General features: G+C 71.9%; 20 protein-coding genes. 14 read left to right on the top strand and 6 right to left on the bottom strand.

Going from position 1 to position 17,392, the window contains the following annotated elements; all coding sequences use genetic code 11:
• The coding region (locus GUY59_RS48975; protein ID WP_330849204.1) for a sensor histidine kinase at positions 1-1,788 on the bottom strand (1,788 nt) is incomplete at its 3' end.
• Positions 1,785-2,468: a response regulator transcription factor gene (locus GUY59_RS26370; RefSeq protein ID WP_171055452.1), complete on the bottom strand. Its 684-nt coding sequence runs from the start codon at positions 2,466-2,468 to the stop codon at positions 1,785-1,787. The genes GUY59_RS48975 and GUY59_RS26370, both read right to left, overlap by 4 nt.
• A gap of 72 nt (positions 2,469-2,540) precedes the next feature.
• Between GUY59_RS26370 and GUY59_RS26365 the strand changes: the two genes are divergently transcribed.
• From GUY59_RS26365 to GUY59_RS26355, 3 genes are all read left to right on the top strand, one after another.
• Positions 2,541-3,395, top strand: a complete 855-nt coding sequence (locus tag GUY59_RS26365; RefSeq protein WP_138202411.1) for an arylamine N-acetyltransferase family protein — start codon at positions 2,541-2,543, stop codon at positions 3,393-3,395.
• Positions 3,396-3,404: 9 nt separating this feature from the next.
• Positions 3,405-4,502, top strand: a complete 1,098-nt coding sequence (locus tag GUY59_RS26360) for a protein kinase domain-containing protein (protein ID WP_138202412.1) — start codon at positions 3,405-3,407, stop codon at positions 4,500-4,502.
• A 124-nt stretch (positions 4,503-4,626) separates the two neighbouring features.
• Positions 4,627-4,821, top strand: coding sequence for a hypothetical protein (locus tag GUY59_RS26355; protein WP_132340063.1), 195 nt, complete (start codon positions 4,627-4,629; stop codon positions 4,819-4,821).
• Between the two features lie 17 nt (positions 4,822-4,838).
• On the opposite strand, the gene GUY59_RS26350 is transcribed toward GUY59_RS26355, so the two are convergent.
• Together GUY59_RS26350 and GUY59_RS26345 are read right to left on the bottom strand one after the other, a co-directional pair.
• Positions 4,839-5,150 carry a DUF3817 domain-containing protein gene (locus GUY59_RS26350; RefSeq protein ID WP_132340065.1) on the bottom strand — a complete coding sequence of 104 codons (312 nt, stop codon included), beginning with the start codon at positions 5,148-5,150 and terminating at the stop codon, positions 4,839-4,841.
• Positions 5,151-5,153: 3 nt separating this feature from the next.
• A complete protein-coding gene (locus GUY59_RS26345) occupies positions 5,154-5,936 on the bottom strand; it encodes an SURF1 family protein (RefSeq protein WP_138202413.1) in 783 nt (260 codons plus the stop codon).
• 128 nt (positions 5,937-6,064) lie between these two features.
• On the opposite strand from GUY59_RS26345, the gene GUY59_RS47615 reads away from it, so the two are divergent.
• Positions 6,065-6,241, top strand: a complete 177-nt coding sequence (locus tag GUY59_RS47615; RefSeq protein ID WP_165960014.1) for a hypothetical protein — start codon at positions 6,065-6,067, stop codon at positions 6,239-6,241.
• A 132-nt stretch (positions 6,242-6,373) separates the two neighbouring features.
• Positions 6,374-7,822, top strand: a complete 1,449-nt coding sequence (locus tag GUY59_RS26340) for a flavin-containing monooxygenase (protein ID WP_138202414.1) — start codon at positions 6,374-6,376, stop codon at positions 7,820-7,822.
• On the opposite strand, the gene ggt is transcribed toward GUY59_RS26340, so the two are convergent.
• Positions 7,812-9,590, bottom strand: coding sequence for a gamma-glutamyltransferase (ggt, locus tag GUY59_RS26335; RefSeq protein ID WP_442939016.1), 1,779 nt, complete (start codon positions 9,588-9,590; stop codon positions 7,812-7,814). The genes GUY59_RS26340 and ggt overlap by 11 nt on opposite strands.
• A gap of 47 nt (positions 9,591-9,637) precedes the next feature.
• Between ggt and GUY59_RS50855 the strand changes: the two genes are divergently transcribed.
• The 8 genes from GUY59_RS50855 (at position 9,638) to GUY59_RS26295 (ending at position 15,383) form a co-directional block, all read left to right on the top strand.
• Positions 9,638-10,744 (top strand): sensor histidine kinase, encoded by a 1,107-nt coding sequence (locus GUY59_RS50855; protein WP_138202415.1) that lies wholly within the window; start codon positions 9,638-9,640, stop codon positions 10,742-10,744.
• Positions 10,741-11,388: a response regulator transcription factor gene (locus GUY59_RS26325; protein ID WP_132340073.1), complete on the top strand. Its 648-nt coding sequence runs from the start codon at positions 10,741-10,743 to the stop codon at positions 11,386-11,388. Before GUY59_RS50855 ends, GUY59_RS26325 begins: the two co-directional genes overlap by 4 nt.
• A 565-nt stretch (positions 11,389-11,953) precedes the next feature.
• On the top strand, positions 11,954-12,091 hold the full coding sequence (locus GUY59_RS26320; RefSeq protein ID WP_161714711.1) for a hypothetical protein: 138 nt from the start codon (positions 11,954-11,956) through the stop codon (positions 12,089-12,091).
• 87 nt (positions 12,092-12,178) lie between these two features.
• Positions 12,179-12,562, top strand: coding sequence for a hypothetical protein (locus tag GUY59_RS26315; protein ID WP_138202416.1), 384 nt, complete (start codon positions 12,179-12,181; stop codon positions 12,560-12,562).
• A gap of 46 nt (positions 12,563-12,608) precedes the next feature.
• Positions 12,609-13,373: a class I SAM-dependent methyltransferase gene (locus GUY59_RS26310; protein ID WP_138202417.1), complete on the top strand. Its 765-nt coding sequence runs from the start codon at positions 12,609-12,611 to the stop codon at positions 13,371-13,373.
• Positions 13,357-13,728, top strand: a complete 372-nt coding sequence (locus tag GUY59_RS26305) for a VOC family protein (protein WP_138202418.1) — start codon at positions 13,357-13,359, stop codon at positions 13,726-13,728. The genes GUY59_RS26310 and GUY59_RS26305 overlap by 17 nt, the downstream gene beginning before the upstream one ends.
• 156 nt (positions 13,729-13,884) lie before the next feature.
• Positions 13,885-14,193 carry an SHOCT domain-containing protein gene (locus GUY59_RS26300; RefSeq protein WP_132340083.1) on the top strand — a complete coding sequence of 103 codons (309 nt, stop codon included), beginning with the start codon at positions 13,885-13,887 and terminating at the stop codon, positions 14,191-14,193.
• Between the two features lie 287 nt (positions 14,194-14,480).
• Complete coding sequence (locus GUY59_RS26295; RefSeq protein ID WP_161714710.1) at positions 14,481-15,383, top strand: sulfite exporter TauE/SafE family protein; 903 nt, start codon at positions 14,481-14,483, stop codon at positions 15,381-15,383.
• Between the two features lie 14 nt (positions 15,384-15,397).
• Here the strand turns inward: GUY59_RS26295 and GUY59_RS26290 are convergent, their stop codons facing one another.
• Positions 15,398-15,676, bottom strand: coding sequence for a hypothetical protein (locus GUY59_RS26290; protein ID WP_161714709.1), 279 nt, complete (start codon positions 15,674-15,676; stop codon positions 15,398-15,400).
• A gap of 252 nt (positions 15,677-15,928) precedes the next feature.
• On the opposite strand from GUY59_RS26290, the gene GUY59_RS26285 reads away from it, so the two are divergent.
• On the top strand, positions 15,929-17,314 hold the full coding sequence (locus GUY59_RS26285) for a tetratricopeptide repeat protein (protein WP_138202421.1): 1,386 nt from the start codon (positions 15,929-15,931) through the stop codon (positions 17,312-17,314).
• Positions 17,315-17,392 lie beyond the last annotated feature (78 nt).

Below are 17,392 nucleotides of genomic sequence, written 5' to 3'. Positions count from 1 at the left end.
GCCCAGGGCGATGCCGGCGATCATGGCGGCGACCATCCCGACCACGAACCCGACCAGCACCCCGATGATTCCGCCGCCGAGCATCCTGGCGTAGCTCGGGCCGGGGGGCGGCGACCCGCCGGGCATGGTCGCGTCCATCGCCCGCCCTCCAGGGACCGGCCCGACGCCACCTGCCGCAAGCCCCGCCGAGCCCGCCGCCACGACACCGGCACCCGCCGCGGAGACGCCTTCGCCACCACGACCGCCCCCAGCCGGCACACCGTCCCCGGCATCACGCCCCGCCGCGGCAGCCGGGCCCGCCCCGGCACCACGGCCGGTCTCCGGTATGGCCCATGTCGCGTCCTCGGCGGACCCCTCCCCGCTGCCGGACGCGACCCTCCCCGCAGCACCGGCACCGGCCGGAGCGGCTGGGGCGTCCTGCGCCGGTACGGGCTGCGGCCATTCGACGTCCCCCGTCACCACGCCGCCCTCCACGAGGTCGGCTCCCGGCCCTGAACCGGCGTCCGCTGCCGGCGCGGACCCCGGTCCCGATCCGAGCCCCGGTCCCGATGCGGACCCCGTAACCAGAGCGGACCCCGTAACCAGAACGGACTCCGAACCCGGAGCGGACCCCGGTACAGATGCGGGCCGCGGTTCCGATGCGGAGTTCGCTGCCGGAGCAATCCCCGGTGCGGCGGCGGTCCCGGGCGGCGTAGCGGTCTCCGACGCGGGACCGGCCGTGCCCGGCGCCCGCGTCTCCTCGGACGGCAGCCGTTCGTCCCCCGTGCTTGGTCCGTGTGGCAATGGCGTGTCCGCCATCGTCGTCCTCCCTGGTAGTTCGACGACCATCCGGCACCCCGGGCAGTCGTCGATGCGGATGAAACCCCCGTGCAGCTCGACGATCTCCTTCACGATGGCCAGACCCAGCCCTGCGCCCCCGGCGTCGGCGGTGCGTCCCGCGTCCAGGCGGGAGAAACGTTCGAAGACACGTTCCCTCGCCGCCGCCGGGATGCCCGGCCCCGGGTCGGCGACGGCGAGCCGTACCGACTCGCCGTGTTCCGCGCCGGTGACGGTGACGACGCCGCCCGGCGGGCTGTGGCGTACGGCGTTGTCGAGGAGGTTGGACAGGACCTGGGCGAGCAGGTCGGGGTCGGCGCGCACCCCGAGCCCGGCAGGGACCGCCGACCTGATGGTGACGTCGTCGCGGGCCAGCGACGCCTCCCTGACCGCCTGCTCGGCGAGCCGTGCCAGCTCGACGGGTTCGGGTTCGATGAGGCGTACCCCGGAGTCGAGTCGCGACAGGTCGAGCAACTGGGCGACGAGCCGTCCGAGGCGTTCGGTCTGGGCGAGCGCGGTCGACATGGTGACCGGGTCGGGCGCGGAGACGCCGTCCACGACGTTCTCGAGGATGGCGCGGAGCCCGGTGATGGGTGTGCGCAGTTCGTGGCTGACGTTCGCGACGAGCTCGCGCCGCTGCCGGTCGACCTCGCCGAGGTCGGCGGCCATCGCGTTGAACGCCCTGGCCAGCTCCCCCACCTCGTCGCGCGAGGTGGCGTTGACGCGCAGCGTGTAGCTGCCCTTGGCGATCGTCTGGGCGGCGCTGGCCATCTGGCGCAGCGGCTTGGTCATGCCCATGGCCAGCACCTGTACCATGATCAACGCCAGGACGACGGCGACCGCGATGCGCACCTCGCCGGCCAGGCCGGAGGCGATGCCGACCTCGTTCACGACGAACGCCGTCCCCACGGCCAGCACGATCACGATGCCGAGCTTGACCTTGATCCGGCCCAGGAAGTCGAGCGGCCTCACTGCCGCACCAGCGCGTAGCCGACGCCGTGGACGGTGCGGACCACGTCGGAGCCGAGTTTGCGGCGCAGCGCCCGTACGTGGCTGTCGACCGTCCTGGTGGCGGCGGCCTCGGAGAAGCCCCACACGTCGGACAGCAGCCGGTCGCGCTCGAAGACCTGCCCCGGCCGTTCGGCCAGCCGCCGCAGCAGGTCGAACTCCGTCCTGGTGAGCTGCGCCTCCGCCCCGCGTACGAACACCCGGCGGGCCGCGGTGTCGATCTCGACCTCGCCCACCCTGATCACGGTGTCCTCGACGGCGAGCTGGGAGGCCCGTTCGACCCTGCGCAGCAGCGCGTGGATCCTGGCGACCAGCTCGCGCATGCTGAACGGCTTGGCCAGGTAGTCGTCCGCGCCGACGCCGAGTCCGACGAGCACGTCGGTCTCGTCGCCGAGCGCGGTCAGCATGAACACGGGCACCGGCCTGGCCGCCTGCATGCGACGGCACACCTCCAGCCCGTCGAGGCCGGGCAGCAGCCGGTCGAGGATCACGAGGTCGGGTTCGGCCCTGCCGTACTGGATGAGCGCGTCCTGCCCGTCGCCCGCCACCCTGACGTCGAACCCCTCGGCCGCCAGCCTGTTCCTGACGGCCAGGGCGATCGTCACATCGTCCTCGACCACGAGGATGCGTCGCTGCTCTGCCACGTACGGAAGCCTAGAAGCGCCCTGTGCAGACGACACTGCTGGAATTGTGCATATCCGGTGCAGACTAGGCGAGTGAACACAGCCGCATACCTGCGCCGCCTCGGCCTGCCCGGGCTGCTCGGCGCTCCCGTCAGCGCCGAGAATTTGCGGGCACTGCATGTCGCGCACGTCGAACGGGTCGCGTACGAGGTCCTGGAGATCTGGCTGGGCCGCCCCACCACGGTCGATCCCGCCGAGTCGGCCGGGCGTGTCATCCGTGGCCGCGGCGGCTACTGCTACCACCTCAACGGCGCGTTCTCCGGGCTGCTCAGGGCGCTCGGCTACGACGTGACCCGGCATGTCGGCGGCGCGCAGCTGCGGGGCGGCGAGCCCGGCGTCACCGCCAACCACCTGGTGCTCACGGCGCGCGGCCTGCCCTCTGACGGCAACCCGGGTGGTGAGTGGATGGTCGACGTCGGGCTGGGCGACGGCCTGCACGAGCCGCTCCCGCTGGTCGCCGGCTCCTACCGGCAGGGCCCTTTCACGTACGGGCTGCGTCCCTCCGAGGTGGCGCCCGCCGGCTGGCGGTTCGACCACGATCCGAGTGGCTCGTTCGTAGGTATGGACTTTGGCCCAGCGCCCACGGATATGTCGGCCTTCGTCAGCATGCATGAACATTTGACGACGTCTCCGGCGTCCGGGTTCGTGCGAATCGCTGTCGTCCAGCGGCGCGACGGCTCCGGCGCGGACATCCTGCGCGGGCTCGAACTGCGCCGGGTGGGGGCGGGCGCGCACACGATCGTCCTGGACACGGCCCGCGACTATTTCGCGGCCCTGGCCGACGTGTTCGCGCTGCCGCTCGACGACGTGAGCGAGGAGGAGAAGGAGAAGCTCTGGGGCAAGATCCACGACGCCCACGAGACCTGGCTGGCAGGCGGTCCCGCATGATGGCCACGCGTGCGCACGGGCGCTATCGTGCACGTCGAGATGGGTGAGACCACCAGACTGGCCGGCCGTTACCGGCTGCTCAACCCCCTGGGCGCCGGGTCCGTGCTCCTGGCCTTCGACGAGGCGCGCCACCGCGACGTCGCGGTCAGGCGGCTGCGTGTCCCCACCGAGCTGCGCGACGCCGCGCTGCACGAGGCGCGACGGGCCACCACACTGCGGCACGCCTCGATCGTGCGGGTGCTGGACGTCGTGATCGAGGACCGCGCGCCGTGGCTGGTGATGGAGTTCGTCTCGGGCGCCTCGCTGGAGCAGGCCGTACGCGCGCGCCGGCCGCTGCCCGTCCCGCAGGCCGCGCGGGTGGGAGTCTGTGTCCTCTCGGCGCTGGCCACCGCGCACGAGGCGGGCATCGTGCACGGCCGGGTCGATCCCGGCAACGTGCTGCTCACCACGACGGGCCGGGCGGTGCTCACGGGGTTCGGCTTTCCCAGCCTCAGCATGTTGCCGTCCGCCGACCTGTGGTCGATGGCCGCCACGCTGCACTTCGCGATCGAGGGCCGCCCGCCGGGCCAGATACCCGCCGAGGGCGCCGACCCGCTCAGGTCCCTGGTCAGGGCGATGTTGCACCCGTCGGGGGCGCCGCCGCTGGACGTGGTGGGCGAGACGCTCGACCGGCTGGCCGTGGACCGCCCGCTGGACGCCGTCATCGCGGCGTCGGGCCCGCTGCCGCCCGCGGACGCCGCCGCGGTGGGGCTCGCCCTGCTCGACCGGCTGCTGGCCATCGGCGAGTTCCACGGCGGGGTGCAGCCGGGCAACGTCATGATCGACAGTAGCGGGCGGGCGCGGCTCCTGCCGCTGCTGCGAGCGGGTACGCTGCCCGCCTACACCGCTCCCGAGGGCGCCCAGAGCCAGGAGGCCGACCTGTGGTCGCTGGGCGCGACGCTGTTCGCCGCGGTCGAGGGCGCGCCTCCGGCCCCGGGCGCGCGGCTGGCCAGGGCGGGCGCGCTGGCACCCGTCCTGTTACGGCTGCTTTCGGGCCATCCGCAGGACCGTCCGACACCTGACGAACTCCGCGCCGAGCTCCTCGCGATCAGGAGCCGGCGGAGCTGAAGAACCTCGGCAACGATTGCGATACATCGCGAACGGAACAACGACGGAGGTGTCACTCGTTGGACAGGCGACGCACAATGTGGAAGAGGCGGGGCGCGCGCTCCGCGTTCGGAGGATGTTGAGGATGTCGCCAGTCCAGAAGTACGCCATCGGCGCAGGCGCCGCGGTGCTGCTGTCCCTGATGATCTTCGGCACCGGCTTTGTCACCCTGCTGGTTGTCCTCGGCGTGGTCGCAGCTCCGGTGATCGGTTACCTGATGCTCGACCCGTCGCAGCGCGAGCGCCTCAAGAGGGCGCGCAAGCGCGGCATCGGCCGCTGAGCCGCCCGGCGGAGGCCTCAGGCCTCCGCCGCGGTCAGCGCCGTCCGCACCCGCTGGGTCACCCTGCGCTCGACGTAGAAGGACAGGAACGGCACCGTGCCGCCCAGCATGACGCCGAGCATGTACGGCCACGTCCAGCGCGCCTTCATGCCCAGATTCATGACGGCGACGAGATAGAGCATGTAGAGCCCGCCGTGGATGGGCGCGATGATCTTCGACATGGCCTCCTCGCCGAAGCCGTAACGCAGCACCATGCCGACGCACAACACCAGCAGCATGACGCCGACCACGTAAGCCAGCACCCGGAAGGGCTTCAGAGCCGATTCCACGATTTAACCTTCCAGAGCCATCTCAGGGGACTTGCCACGTTCCCGATCCGCTCGTACGGCGTCGCGTACGAAATGGAACCACATGAAAACGGCGAATCCGGCAAAGATCCACCAGTTCGCGGCGTAAGCGAGGTTACGCCAGGTCAGCGTGCCCCCGACCACGGGCGGGTCGACCTTCACCTGCGCCAGCGAGCCCGACGGCGGTTGCGCCACGACATAGCCGGCGCGCACCTTCTCCCCCGTCCACAGGTTGACCAGCTCGCCCGTCGACACCGTCTGCACCTGGCCGGCCGGCAGCCCCTCGCCGCGGCGCTGCACGCTGTCGGTTCCCTGCTGGGGACGCAGCCGCCCCGACACCGCGACCCTGCCCTCCGGCACGGCGGCCACCGCGGGGTCGCCCGAGGTCTTCGCCCAGCCGCGCACCACCGGCATCAGCGTGCCGTCGTCGAGCCGGAGCGGTGTGAGCACCCAGTAGCCGTGGTCGCGGGAGACGTTGCCCCCGGGGGCGTCGACGTCGGGCCGCCGGTCGGCCACCAGGAGCTGGCGGCCCGCGTCATAGACGCCCTCCGCCGTGACCCTGCGGCTGACGGCCTCGCCGCCGAGCTGAGAGCTCACCTGGGCGAGCGTGGTGACCGCGACGGGCGCGGGGTCGGTGGAGGCGCGCGGCCTGCCCGAGTCGTGGAAGACGCCGAGCTGCCAGCGGCCGAGCAGGATGAACGCGATGAGGACCCCGACGGTCAGCACGTGTAGCCCCAGCAAGCGTGGGGAGAGCAGGGTCCTCAGCATGGTTCAAAACTATCCGCCGGGTGGGGTGGTCCTCTCATCAGGCCACTCCTGAGCAGGGCGTGCATCACCCACTACAGATCCCGCCAAACGCCGCAAATGACACAGACGCTCACGCTAGGCTGCTGCTCATGTCTGACCAGCATATCGACCCGGCGGGCAACACCCAGCAGTTCCGCGCGTTCGCACAGCGACGTGAGCAGGAAGCCGCGACCCCGCCGAAGAAGTCGCCCATCGTCCCCATCGTTGCCGTCGTCGTCGTCGCGGTCGTGATCGTCGGCGTCGTCGCCTTCCTCCTGCTCCAGTAGGCATCCGACCAGGACGACCCGCTGCGGAGGCCGTGGCGGGTTTTCGTCGTTCCTGTGGCTTGTTTCACTCTGGACCCGATCGACGCCCGTCCATACATTAGATCTACTGTCCAATAGTGCCGTGGAGGTCCGATGGCTGGGATCGTGATCATCGGCGCCGGGCTCGCCGGCGTCTGCATGGCCATCAAGCTCAAGGCCGCCGGCCATCACGACTTCGTCATCCTGGAGAAGGCCGGCGACCTGGGCGGCACCTGGCGCGACAACACCTATCCCGGATGCGCGTGCGACGTGCCGTCGCACATGTACTCGTACTCGTTCGACCTCAATCCCGGCTGGTCGCGGATGTTCGCGCCGCAGCAGGAGATCCACGACTATCTGCGGTCATGCGCGGACAGGCACGGCGTGACCCCGCACATCCGGTACGGCAGGTACGTCACCGCCCTCGAGTACGACGACGCCCGCCGCGACTGGACGGTCACCACCGACGACGGCGGCACGCTGCGCGCGAACGCCGTGATCTCCGCGATCGGTGCCCTGCACATCCCCAAATATCCCGAAATTTCGGGACGCGAGTCGTTTGTCGGTCCAGCCATGCACTCCGCCGCCTGGGACCACTCCGTCGACCTGACCGGCAAGCGGGTCGCCGTCATCGGCACCGGCGCCTCCGCCGTACAGTTCGTCCCCCGGCTCGCCCCCATCACCCGTGAGCTCACCGTCTTCCAGCGCACGGCCCCGTGGCTGCACCCCAAACCCGATTTCGCCATCCCGCCCCGGGCCCGCGACGCCCTGCGTCTGCCCGGTGCGGCGAGGACGCTGCGCACCGCCCTCTACTGGGCCCTGGAGTCGCGCGCGCTCGGCTTCGCCGTCGACCCGCGGCTGATGAAGGCGCACGAGAAGCTGGCGCTCAAGCACTTGCACGCCCAGGTCCCCGACCCCGACCTGCGCCGCCGGCTCACCCCCGGCTACCTCATCGGCTGCAAGCGCATCCTGATCTCCAGCGACTACTACCCGGCCCTGATGAGGGACGACGTCGAACTGGTCACCGACGAGATCACGGAGATCAGGCCGCACTCGCTCGTGGACGCCGCCGGCCGCGAGCACCCCGCCGACGCGATCGTCTACGGCACCGGCTTCCGGGTGCTCGACGCGCTCGCCGAGCAGCACATCGTCGGCAGGGGCGGCGTGAAGATCCAGGACGCCTGGCAGCACGGCATCCAGACCTACTACGGCATCACCACCTCCGGCTTCCCCAACCTGTTCTTCCTGCTCGGCCCCAACACCGGCCTCGGGCACAACTCGGTCGCCTTCATGATCGAGGCGCAGGTCCGCTACGTGATCGGCTGCCTGCGCCTGCTGTCCAGGACCCGCGCCAGGGCCCTCGACGTCAGACCGGAGGCGCAGCGGGCGTTCGACCGGCGGCTGCGCGAACGGCTCGACCCGCTCGTGTGGAACGCGGGCGGTTGCCGGTCCTGGTACCTGGACGAACACGGAGTCAACAGGACAATCTGGCCGGGCTTCACCTTCGAGTACTGGGCACGTACGCGGAAGGTGAAACCCGGCGCCTACGAGCTCATCTTCTAGCCGGATCGACGACCATCGCGCTGCCGCCGCCCCTGCGGCTCGGCTCGGCCACGGCCTGGACGCGGCCCCTGCCGAGGAACTCCAGCGCCGTCGCGGCGCCGATCTCCGGGTTGAGCGCGAAGGTGTGCCCCTTGGCCTCCAGCTCGGCCCGGTGCTCGTCCAGGAACGCCTGCTCGGCCTGCGTCTGCTCGGTGTTGCGCTGGGTGGCACGTGGCGCGGCCAGCGCGTCCGGCAGGCTCATGCCGAACTCGTACCGGTTGACGAGGATCTGCAGCACGGTCGTGATGATGGTCGAGCCGCCGGGCGAGCCGGCCGCCAGCACCGGCCTGCCGTGGTCGAACACCAGCGTCGGCGCCATCGACGAACGCGGCCGCTTGCCGGGGCCCGGCAGGTTCGGGTCGTCCGGCGCCGGGCCGAACGTGAAGTCGGTCAGCTCGTTGTTGAGCAGCACGCCCCGCCCCGGCACGACGATGCCGTTGCCGCCGGTGGACTCGATGGTCAGGTTGTAGGCCACCACGTTGCCCCAGCGGTCGGCGACCACCAGGTGGGTGGTCTCGGGGCCCTCCTTCGCGACCGGCGCGGCGCTGCCCGTGGGCCGCGGGCACGGCTCGTACGAGCCGTCGGGATCGCCGGGCGCGGCGGGATGCGCCATCGCCGTGTCGCCGACCTGGCAGGCCCGCTCCTTGGCGAAGCCGTCGGACAACAACTGCTGGAGCGGCACGCCGGGGATGTCGCCGACGTACGCGCCGCGGTCGGCGAAGGCCAGCCTGGACGCCTCCAGGTATTCGTGCAGGCCGACCTCGGGCAGGGCCTCCAGGATGTTGAGCGCCTCCCCGACCGTGGAGCCCCCCGAGGACGGCGGTGCCATGCCGTACACTTCCATGCCCCTGTAGGAGACCTTCGTGGGCTCGCGCAGGAGCGCCCGGTAGGCGCGCAGGTCGGACAGCTCCATCAGGCCGGGCCGGACGTTGCGGGTGCTGCCCGGGGTGACCGGCGGCCGTTTGACGGTGTCCACGATCTCCTTGCCGAGTCGCCCGCCGTACAACCAGCGGGGGCCGCGTTGGGCCAGCTCGCGGTACGTGGCCGCCAGGTCCGGGTTCCTGAAGGTCGAGCCGACGGGCGGCGGGGCGCCGTTCGGGAGGTAGAGCTCGGCCGTGGAGGCGAAGTCCTTGAAGCGGTCGGCGTTGGCTGCGGTCTGGTCGTGGAAGGTCTGGTCGACGACGAAGCCCTTGGACGCCACGTCGATGGCGGGCCGCAGCGCCTTGGCGAGCGAGATCGTGCCGAATCTGCGCAGGGCGAGGTCCCAGTTCGCGACCGTGCCCGGCACGCCGGCGGACAGGCCGCTGGTCACGCCCTCCTCGAACGGGATGCCCTCCAGCGTGGTCGGGGTCATCGCCCTGGGCGCGGTCTCGCGGCCGTCGATCGTGAAGACCTTCCGCTTCCCGGCGTCGTAGTAGACCATGAAACCGCCGCCCGCCAGGCCCGACGAGTACGGCTCCGTGACGCCGAGCACCGCGCCCGCGGCGACGGCGGCGTCCATGGCGTTGCCGCCCTTCCTGAGCACGGAGACGGCGGCCCTGCTGGCGTCGAGGTCGACGGTGGCCACGGCGCCGCCGTACCCCTCCGCGACCGGCACCTTCTGCGGCGGCTTGGCCGGCGCGGGCGCCGCCGGCACGAGCAGGACGAGAGCTGTTGCTGCGGGAACGATCACTCGGCGCATGGTGTCCACGATGACCCAGGTACGCCCGTCGTGGTAGGGCCCCCTCACACACAGGGATGATGCGCTGGTCAAAGCGTTGATCTAGCGTGGGTGACGTGCGCAGGAAGTACAGATTCGACCCCTACCTCGCCCTCATCGTGGCCGCCGCCCAGTTCGTCATCGGCAGGGGCGCCTCCTGGGGGCAGCAAACCTTCAGGGAGCCGCTCGACCCCTACGCCTATGGGCTGCTGCTGGTGGGGCCGCTGGCGATCCTGCTGCACCGGCGTCTCCCGCTGACCACGACCGCCGCGGCGCTGGCCGCCAACGACCTGTTCCTGATCGCCGGGTACGCCTACGGCCCCAGCTTCATCAGCCCGGCGGTCCTGCTGTTCCTGCTGGTCACGCGGGGCAAGCGGCTCATCGCGTGGATCATGGCGGGGGCGACGCTGGTGTCGTTCCTCGCCTACGGCTGGCTGATGGGCAACCGCGACCTCCTCCACAGCGTGTGGATCCTGACCTTCATCATGCTGCTCATGGTGCTGGCCGAGCTGGTCAGGATCGTCAGGGAACGCCGCGCCGAACGCGAGCGCACGGCCGAGGAGGAGGCCAGGCGGCAGGCCAGCGAAGAACGCCTGACCATGGCTCAGGAGCTGCACGACGTGCTCGCGCACAACATCTCCCTCATCCACGTCCAGGCCTCCACCGCGCTGCACCTCATCGACGCCAACCCCGAGCAGGCGAGGACCGCGCTGTCCACCATCAAGACGGCGTCGAAGGAGGTGCTCGGCGAGATGCGCTCGGTGCTGAACGTCCTGCGCGAGGGCGCCCCCCGTGCCCCCACCGCCGGGCTCGACCGCCTCGACGAGCTGGTGGAGCGCTCCGGGGTGAGGGTGACGCTCGAACGCGCCGGCTCCCGGCCGCTGCCGTCCCAGGTGGAGCGGGCCGCGTACCGGATCGTGCAGGAGTCGCTCACCAACGCCGCCCGGCACGCCCCCGGCTCCGACGTCGCCGTCCGCCTGGAGTACGGCGAGCACGAGCTGCTCATCACGGTGTCCGACACGGGCGGGACGGACGTGCCCCTGCTGGCCGAGGCCGGCAGCGGCAACGGCATCCCCGGCATGCGGGAGCGGGCCTCCGCGCTGGGCGGCACACTGGTGGCGGGCCCGTCGGGCGCCGGCTTCGAGGTCGAGGCCCGGCTCCCCCTACCCGAGGAGACCACATGATCAAGGTGCTGCTGGCCGACGACCAGGCGCTGGTGCGGGCGGGTTTCAAGGCGCTGCTCGACGCCCAACCCGACATGACCGTCGTGGCCGAGGCGACCGACGGCGCGGAAGCGGTGCGGCTGGCGGGCGAGCACCAGCCCGACGTGGTGCTGATGGACATCCGCATGCCGGGCACCGACGGGCTGACCGCCACCCGCCAGATGCCGCCGGGGCCGCACATCATCATCCTGACGACGTTCGAGCTGGACGAGTACGTCTTCGAGGCGCTGCGCGGCGGCGCCAGCGGCTTCCTCGTCAAGGACACCGAGCCTGCCGAGCTGATCCAGGCCGTCCGGGTGGTCGCGGCCGGCGAGGCCCTGCTGTCGCCCAGCGTCACCCGCCGCCTGATCGCCGAATACGCCACCCGCGCCAAGGCCCCGGTCGCCGTCGACGGGCTCGACCAGCTCACGGAGCGCGAGCGTGAGGTGCTCGCCCTGGTCGGGACCGGCATGACCAACGACGAGATCGCGGCCAAGCTGTTCATGTCGCCGGCCACGGCCAAGACGCACGTGAGCCGGTCCATGATGAAACTCCACGCCCGCGACCGCGCCCAGCTGGTGGTCATCGCGTACGAGTCGGGCCTGGTGAAGCCGGGCTGGGCCTGAAGGCTAGCCAAAACGCAGTTAGGCTAGCTACCGATCCCACACCAGGTCTGCGCATCGGCGTCGTACGCGGTCGCCGCCGTCACGGCAGGTCCTTCCTCCTGGAGCACCTGTGTGAGGCGGCGAACGGCGTCCGGTGAACAGAACGTGTGATGGGTTGAGTACGGACCGCTCCAGCCAGTGAAGAAGCCCTTCCGCGCCAGGTTCCGGCGGATCGCCGACGATGTCGCGGTAGCCCGGCGCGCCTCCCAGGCCCGCGTCGTGTGGGAACGCTCGCGTAAGACCTTCTCCGACAAGATCCTCGGACCGCACTTCGAGGAGGCCGCCCGCACGTGGGTGCGCTGGCACGGCGCGGAGGCGGGACTGGATGACATCGGCCACGTCGGCACGACGGAGGTCGCCTGCCAGGAACACCGCGGTCACGAGGTGGACGTCATGGCCGTCAGCCGTGCCACGCTTCCCCGGTCGAAAAGCGCCCGCATCACCCTCATCGGCGAGGCCAAGTGCACCAACACAACGCGTACGACGGCCGACCTCCACAGGTTGCGGCACCATACGCGACCTGCTCATGTCGCTCGGCTGGGACGCCGGAGACGCCTCGTTTGTGCTCTTCTCAAGGAACGGATTCTCGTCCGACCTCGAGACCGCCGCCGCGGAGGGGCAGGTCCGCCTGCTGGACCTGGAGGGCATGTACGCGTCGGGCTGACCCGCCGCGGGCCAGGGCCGTCTGAGCCGTGAACCAGGTGGACACCGCGGCGGCCAGGCCGGGCGTGCACGGAAAGCGAGGCCGGCGATGTTCGGCAGGCAGAAGAGCACGGTCACATTGATCATCAAGTCCGCGTTCGAGGAGGCGCGGCGGCGCGGCGTCGACCCGGCCGCCGCCCGCGCGGCGCTCGACGAGCTCGACCGGGCGGCCCTGCGCATGCTGGGCCTCGATGCCGGCGACGTGCCGAAGACGCCGCGCAAACATCCGCGGGCCCCCGACACCGCCCTCACCTCCAGCGCCCGCGCCGTGCTCAACCAGGCCATCAAGGCCACGACGATGAAGACGAGGGAGGCTGAGACGCCCCGGCACCTGGCGCTCGGCCTGCTGGCGCTGGCGCATCCCGATCCCGCCGCGCAGGTCATCGACCGGCTCGGGATCGACCGCGCGGCGGCGCGCGGCCGCCTCACGTGACGAAATATGGTTGAACGCCGGGCTTGGCTCCTGACAGGGTCGGAGCATGCGGCGCGCGTACGACGATCTCGTCCAGGAGGCGGCCGGCGTCTCCGTGGACGGCTGGGACTTCTCCTGGCTCGACGGCCGGGCCACCGAGGAGCGCCCGTCATGGGGCTATGCCAGGCTGCTCGGCGAGCGCCTGGCCACGGTCGGGTCCGCACTCGACATCCAGACGGGCGGCGGCGAGATCCTGGCCGGGGTCCCCACGCTGCCGCCGGTCACCGTGGCCACCGAGTCGTGGCCGCCCAACCTCAAGCTGGCCGCCTCCCGGCTGCGCCCACGCGGCGCCTGGGTGGTGGCCGACGACGAGGAGCCACGCCTGCCGTTCGCGAGCGGCGCCTTCAAGTTCGTGGCCAGCCGCCACCCCGTCGAGACATGGTGGGAAGAGATCGCCCGCGTGCTGCGGCCCGGCGGCTCCTACCTCTCCCAGCAGGTGGGGCCCAGAAGCGTGTACGAGCTCGCGGAGTTCTTCCTCGGCCCCCTCCACGGCTCCGCCCGCGACCCCGCGGAGGCCGAGCGGGAAGCGGAGGCCGCCGGGCTCGAAGTGGTCGACCTGCGGTCCGAGCGGTTGCGCATGGAGTTCCGCGACATCGGCGCGGTCGTCTACTTCCTGCGCAAGGTGATCTGGATCGTGCCGGGCTTCTCGGTCGAGCGCTACGAGGACAGGTTGCGCGCGTTGCACGATCGCATCGAGAGCGAAGGGCCGTTCGTCGCCCACTCCGCCAGGTTCCTGATCGAAGCGAGGAAGCCCGATGGCCCGACTGCGTGACGTGGTGGTCGACTGCCGGCACCCGGCCTCCCTGGCGAGGTTCTGGGCGGCGGTGCTCGACGGCTACGCGGTGGCCCCCTACGACGAGGCCGAGCTCGCGCGGCTGCGCGCCAACGGGATCGACGACCCGGAGGACGACCCTACGGTGCTGGTCGAGGGCGGGCCGCCCCGGCTGTGGTTCCAGCACGTGCCGGAGCACAAGGTGGTCAAGAACCGCCTCCACCTCGACATCGACTCCGACGACCCCGGCGCGGAGATCGACCGCCTCACCGAGCTGGGCGCCACGGTGGTGGCCACCCGCGACGACTGGGTGATCATGGCCGACCCCGAGGGCAACGAGTTCTGCGTCTTCTGACCGGCTCGGGGACGAGGTGAAGCTTCGCGCCTACGCCGGCGGGCGTACGCGGGCGCGGTCCGGGCACTCCCCCGGGCGCAGCGCGAAACGGACCTGACGTGCGATTCGCCGCACGGCCCCTCGGCGGATGCTGAAGGCAACCGTCAAGGAGGAGACATGAACACCATCGCACTGCTGGCGCCGCACTGGGGCGGCTCCGGCGCGTTCTGGCCGATCTTCCCGCTGTTCTGGGGCCTGTTCTGGGTGGGCGTCGTGGCGCTGGCCATCATCGCCCGGCGCAAGGGCTGGTGGGGTCCCCGCCGGGCCCACCCCGCGGGGCCCCCGGGACACGCCGGGCCCGCCGGGCCCGCCGGTTCGCCGACCGCGTCCGCGGAGCAGATCCTCGCCGAGCGGTACGCCCGCGGCGAGATGAGCGACGACGAGTACTTCGAGAAGCTCTCCGTTCTCAAGGGCGGGACATCATGACGTGTCCCCCGGCCTGAACACCGCTCACACGGCGGTGCGCCGCGCACCATCCGCGCCGCGCACCGCCGTACGAGTTCCCGCACCGGCGCGACCCGCCTCCCCCGCGGCCCCGACCTTGCGCGGCCCGCACCCCAACGTCACCGTAGGTGCGGCAACTGTCACTCTCCGCATGAGCGATGCCGGGTTACGTTGCGTGTACGGGCTTCATAGAGAGCGGGGACGAACATGCGCTTCATCGCCAGGTTCCGCGGCACGTACGACGGCCACACCGCGCCGGCCCGCTGAGCGTGAGCGCCGCCGCTCTGCTCGCCGGTGGGGTCGCCGCCGGGCTCGTGGCCGGCACCGCCTCGTGCACCGCGGCACAGGGCGGGCTGCTCATGGGGCTGACCGACGGCCACCACGGGCGTGATCGCGCGCTCGTGGCGTGGTTCCTCGCCGGCCGGCTGGCCTCCCACACGGTCGCCGGCGCGCTGCTGGGGCTGCTCGGCTCGGCCGTCGCCCTGCCGCCGCAGGCGCGGGCCGTGCTGCTCGTCGTGGCCGGCGTCACGGTGATCGTGTTCGCGATCCGGCTCATGAGGCGCGGGCACGCCGGCTGCGCCCCGCCGCCGTCGCAGGCTCCTTCGAGGTACAGGGCGCCGCTGCTGGGCGCGGCCACCATTCTGGTGCCGTGCGGCGTGACGCTCGGCATGGAACTGCTCGCGGTCTCCAGCGGGTCGCCGGTGGCGGGGGCGGCGGCCATGGCGGGCTTCGTCATCGGTACGGCTCCGGCGTTCGCGCTGCTCGGCTACGTGCTGCGGCGCGTCTCCCGCACCCGGCTGGCCAGGCTGGCCGGGGTCGTCGCGATCGCGGCAGGGCTCTGGACCGCCGCCTCCGGGATCAGCCTCGGAGGCTGGCTGCCCGCCCCCGACCCCGCGCAGGCGGTCACCGGGCCAGGAGGACAAAGCGTCACGGTATGGGCCACCCGCGACGGCTACCGCCCGGCCATCGTGTCGGCCCGGGCGGGCGTGCCCGTCGAGGTCGTCTTCAAGGTGGCCGAGCACGGCTGCACGGACACCGTCGTGATCCACGGCCGCGACGTCGCCCTGCCGGCCACCGTACACCTGCCGCCACAACCACCGGGAAGCCTACGCTACGTCTGCGGGATGGGCATGTACGCGGGGATCCTCACCTTCTCCTCACCCGGGCATTGACCATCGACGCTGCTTCAGTCCAGGATGCTGAGCCCCCAGGGGTACCTCGGGCCGCCCACCTCGTCGCAGGCCCACGCGATCGCGCCTTGAGCACCCACGTACGCCGCCCCCGCGTCGCGGCACTCCTGCCAGGTCATGTAGTAGCCCTCGCACCACCACACGGCTCGCGATGACAGCCCGGTCGGCGCCGTTCCGTCGCAGGCCTTCGCGATGGCGGTTCCGGGGAAGGCCAGGCACAGCCCGGTCGCAGCCACGACGGTCGCGAGGAGGCCCGTGACAGTTCTCTTGCGCATCATCGTCCTTCTCTCCTTCGGTTACGCTCCCGCCTCGAGCTCCGGGAGCGAGCGGCGTTACTCTGTGTGATTTCATCGTCATGCGCCTGGACGGACCGGGCCAGGTCAGCATGAGGACATTCAGCGGACACCGCGGCGCGAGAGCGGAAACCGCCGCACGGTCACGCGGGAGACCGCGATCCGGCGTTCACCCTGGAGCACTTGTCGGCGATTACGGTTCGCGATCGCGTGATCACGTGCCACTCTGTCGCCATGGCCTGGCAAGGAGAGGTGACGGCGCCGTCCGTACCGGCGCCACGTGCGGGGGACGAGCACGAGCTGCTGGCTGCGGCACGTGCGGGCGACGCGCAGGCCGCGCACCGGCTCGGCAAGCTGTACGCCCAGCACGGTGACCGCGCGGCCGCCAAGCACTGGTGGGAGCGGGCCGCCGCGGGCGGCAACGTCGACAGCGCCTACAACCTGGGCATCTGGCACGAGAAGCACGGCAGCCTGGAGGAGGCCGTCTCCTGGTACGAGCGAGCCGCGAGCACCGGCGACGCCGAGGCCGCGGCCAACCTGGCGACGCTGCTGCTCGAACAGCGCGGCGACGCCGTAGCCGCCAGGGGCTGGTTCGAGGCGGCGGCGCGCAACGGGTCACGGGGGGCGGCCCGCAGGCTAGCTCTGTTGTGCGAGGACTCGGGCGAGCTGGCGGCGGCCCGCGAATGGCACCGCCAGGCGGCGGCCGACGGCGACGTCGCCTCGGCGCACGACCTGGGCTTCCTCGCCTATTCCGCGGGCGACGACGGGGAGACCGTGCACTGGTGGGAGCGCGGGGCCAGGGGCGGCCACGCCGAGTCGGCCCACTGCATGGGTCTCTACCTGCACGCCAGCCGCGACCCTGAGGGCGCCGAGGCCTACTACCGGCTGGCCGCCAAGTGCGAGCACGCCGGCGCCGCCTCCCGGCTCGGCGGTCTCGCGCTGTCCAGGGGCGACCTGCGTACGGCGCGGGCCTGGTTCGAGCGCGCGGCCGGCGCCGGGCGGGTGGAGGACCAGCGGATGGCGGGGTTCGTCTGCGTGGAGCTGGGCGACAGCGCGGCGGCCAGCCACTGGTTCGGCCGGGCGGCCGCCGGTGGCGACCCAGAGTCGGCCTACGACTACGCGCTGCTGCTCATCGCCGAGTTCGGCGACCTGGCGGGCGGGCAACACTGGTTCAGGCAGGCGGCGCTGGCCGGGCACCACGAGGCGGCGGTCGAGCTGGGCGGACTGTTGTCGGTGGCGGGAGAGCACGGCGAGGCGCGCGAGTGGCTGTCGGACCCGCCGCCTCCCACCTGGGGCCGCTCCGCCGAGCCGGAGCTGACGGCGAGGGCGGAGCTGGCCGCCGCCGCGACCGGGCGCAGGGGCGGGGTGGCGCTGGACGTACGGGACCTGACGGAGGTGCTGGGCACGTGGGACGTGGTGACCCGGCCGCTGCACGACCATTCCGAGGTGATCGGGTGGCTGGTGGAGCGGAGCGGGGTGCACATGAGCGCGGTCGAGCATCTGGCGTCGGTACGCGGCACGCTGCTGCGTCCGGGCAGCGCACCGTGGCCGAGCCCCGGAGAGCTCCGGCACGTCCTGGCCACCGCGCGCGACCTGCGCCGGCGCTTGGGGGTGCGCTGACCGGCCGAGGTGGGCCCGGTGCTCAGCGCCGGCCGAATGACCCGGGTGCGTTTGCCGTCCCAGTGGCCCGGGTGCGGT

The sequence above is a fragment of the Nonomuraea sp. K271 genome, from assembly GCF_009908215.1.
GTDB classification, from domain to species: Bacteria; Actinomycetota; Actinomycetes; order Streptosporangiales; family Streptosporangiaceae; genus Nonomuraea; species Nonomuraea longispora.
The sequence above is the reverse complement of the archived record's forward strand: the minus strand, read 5'-3'. Positions and strand labels throughout refer to the sequence as shown.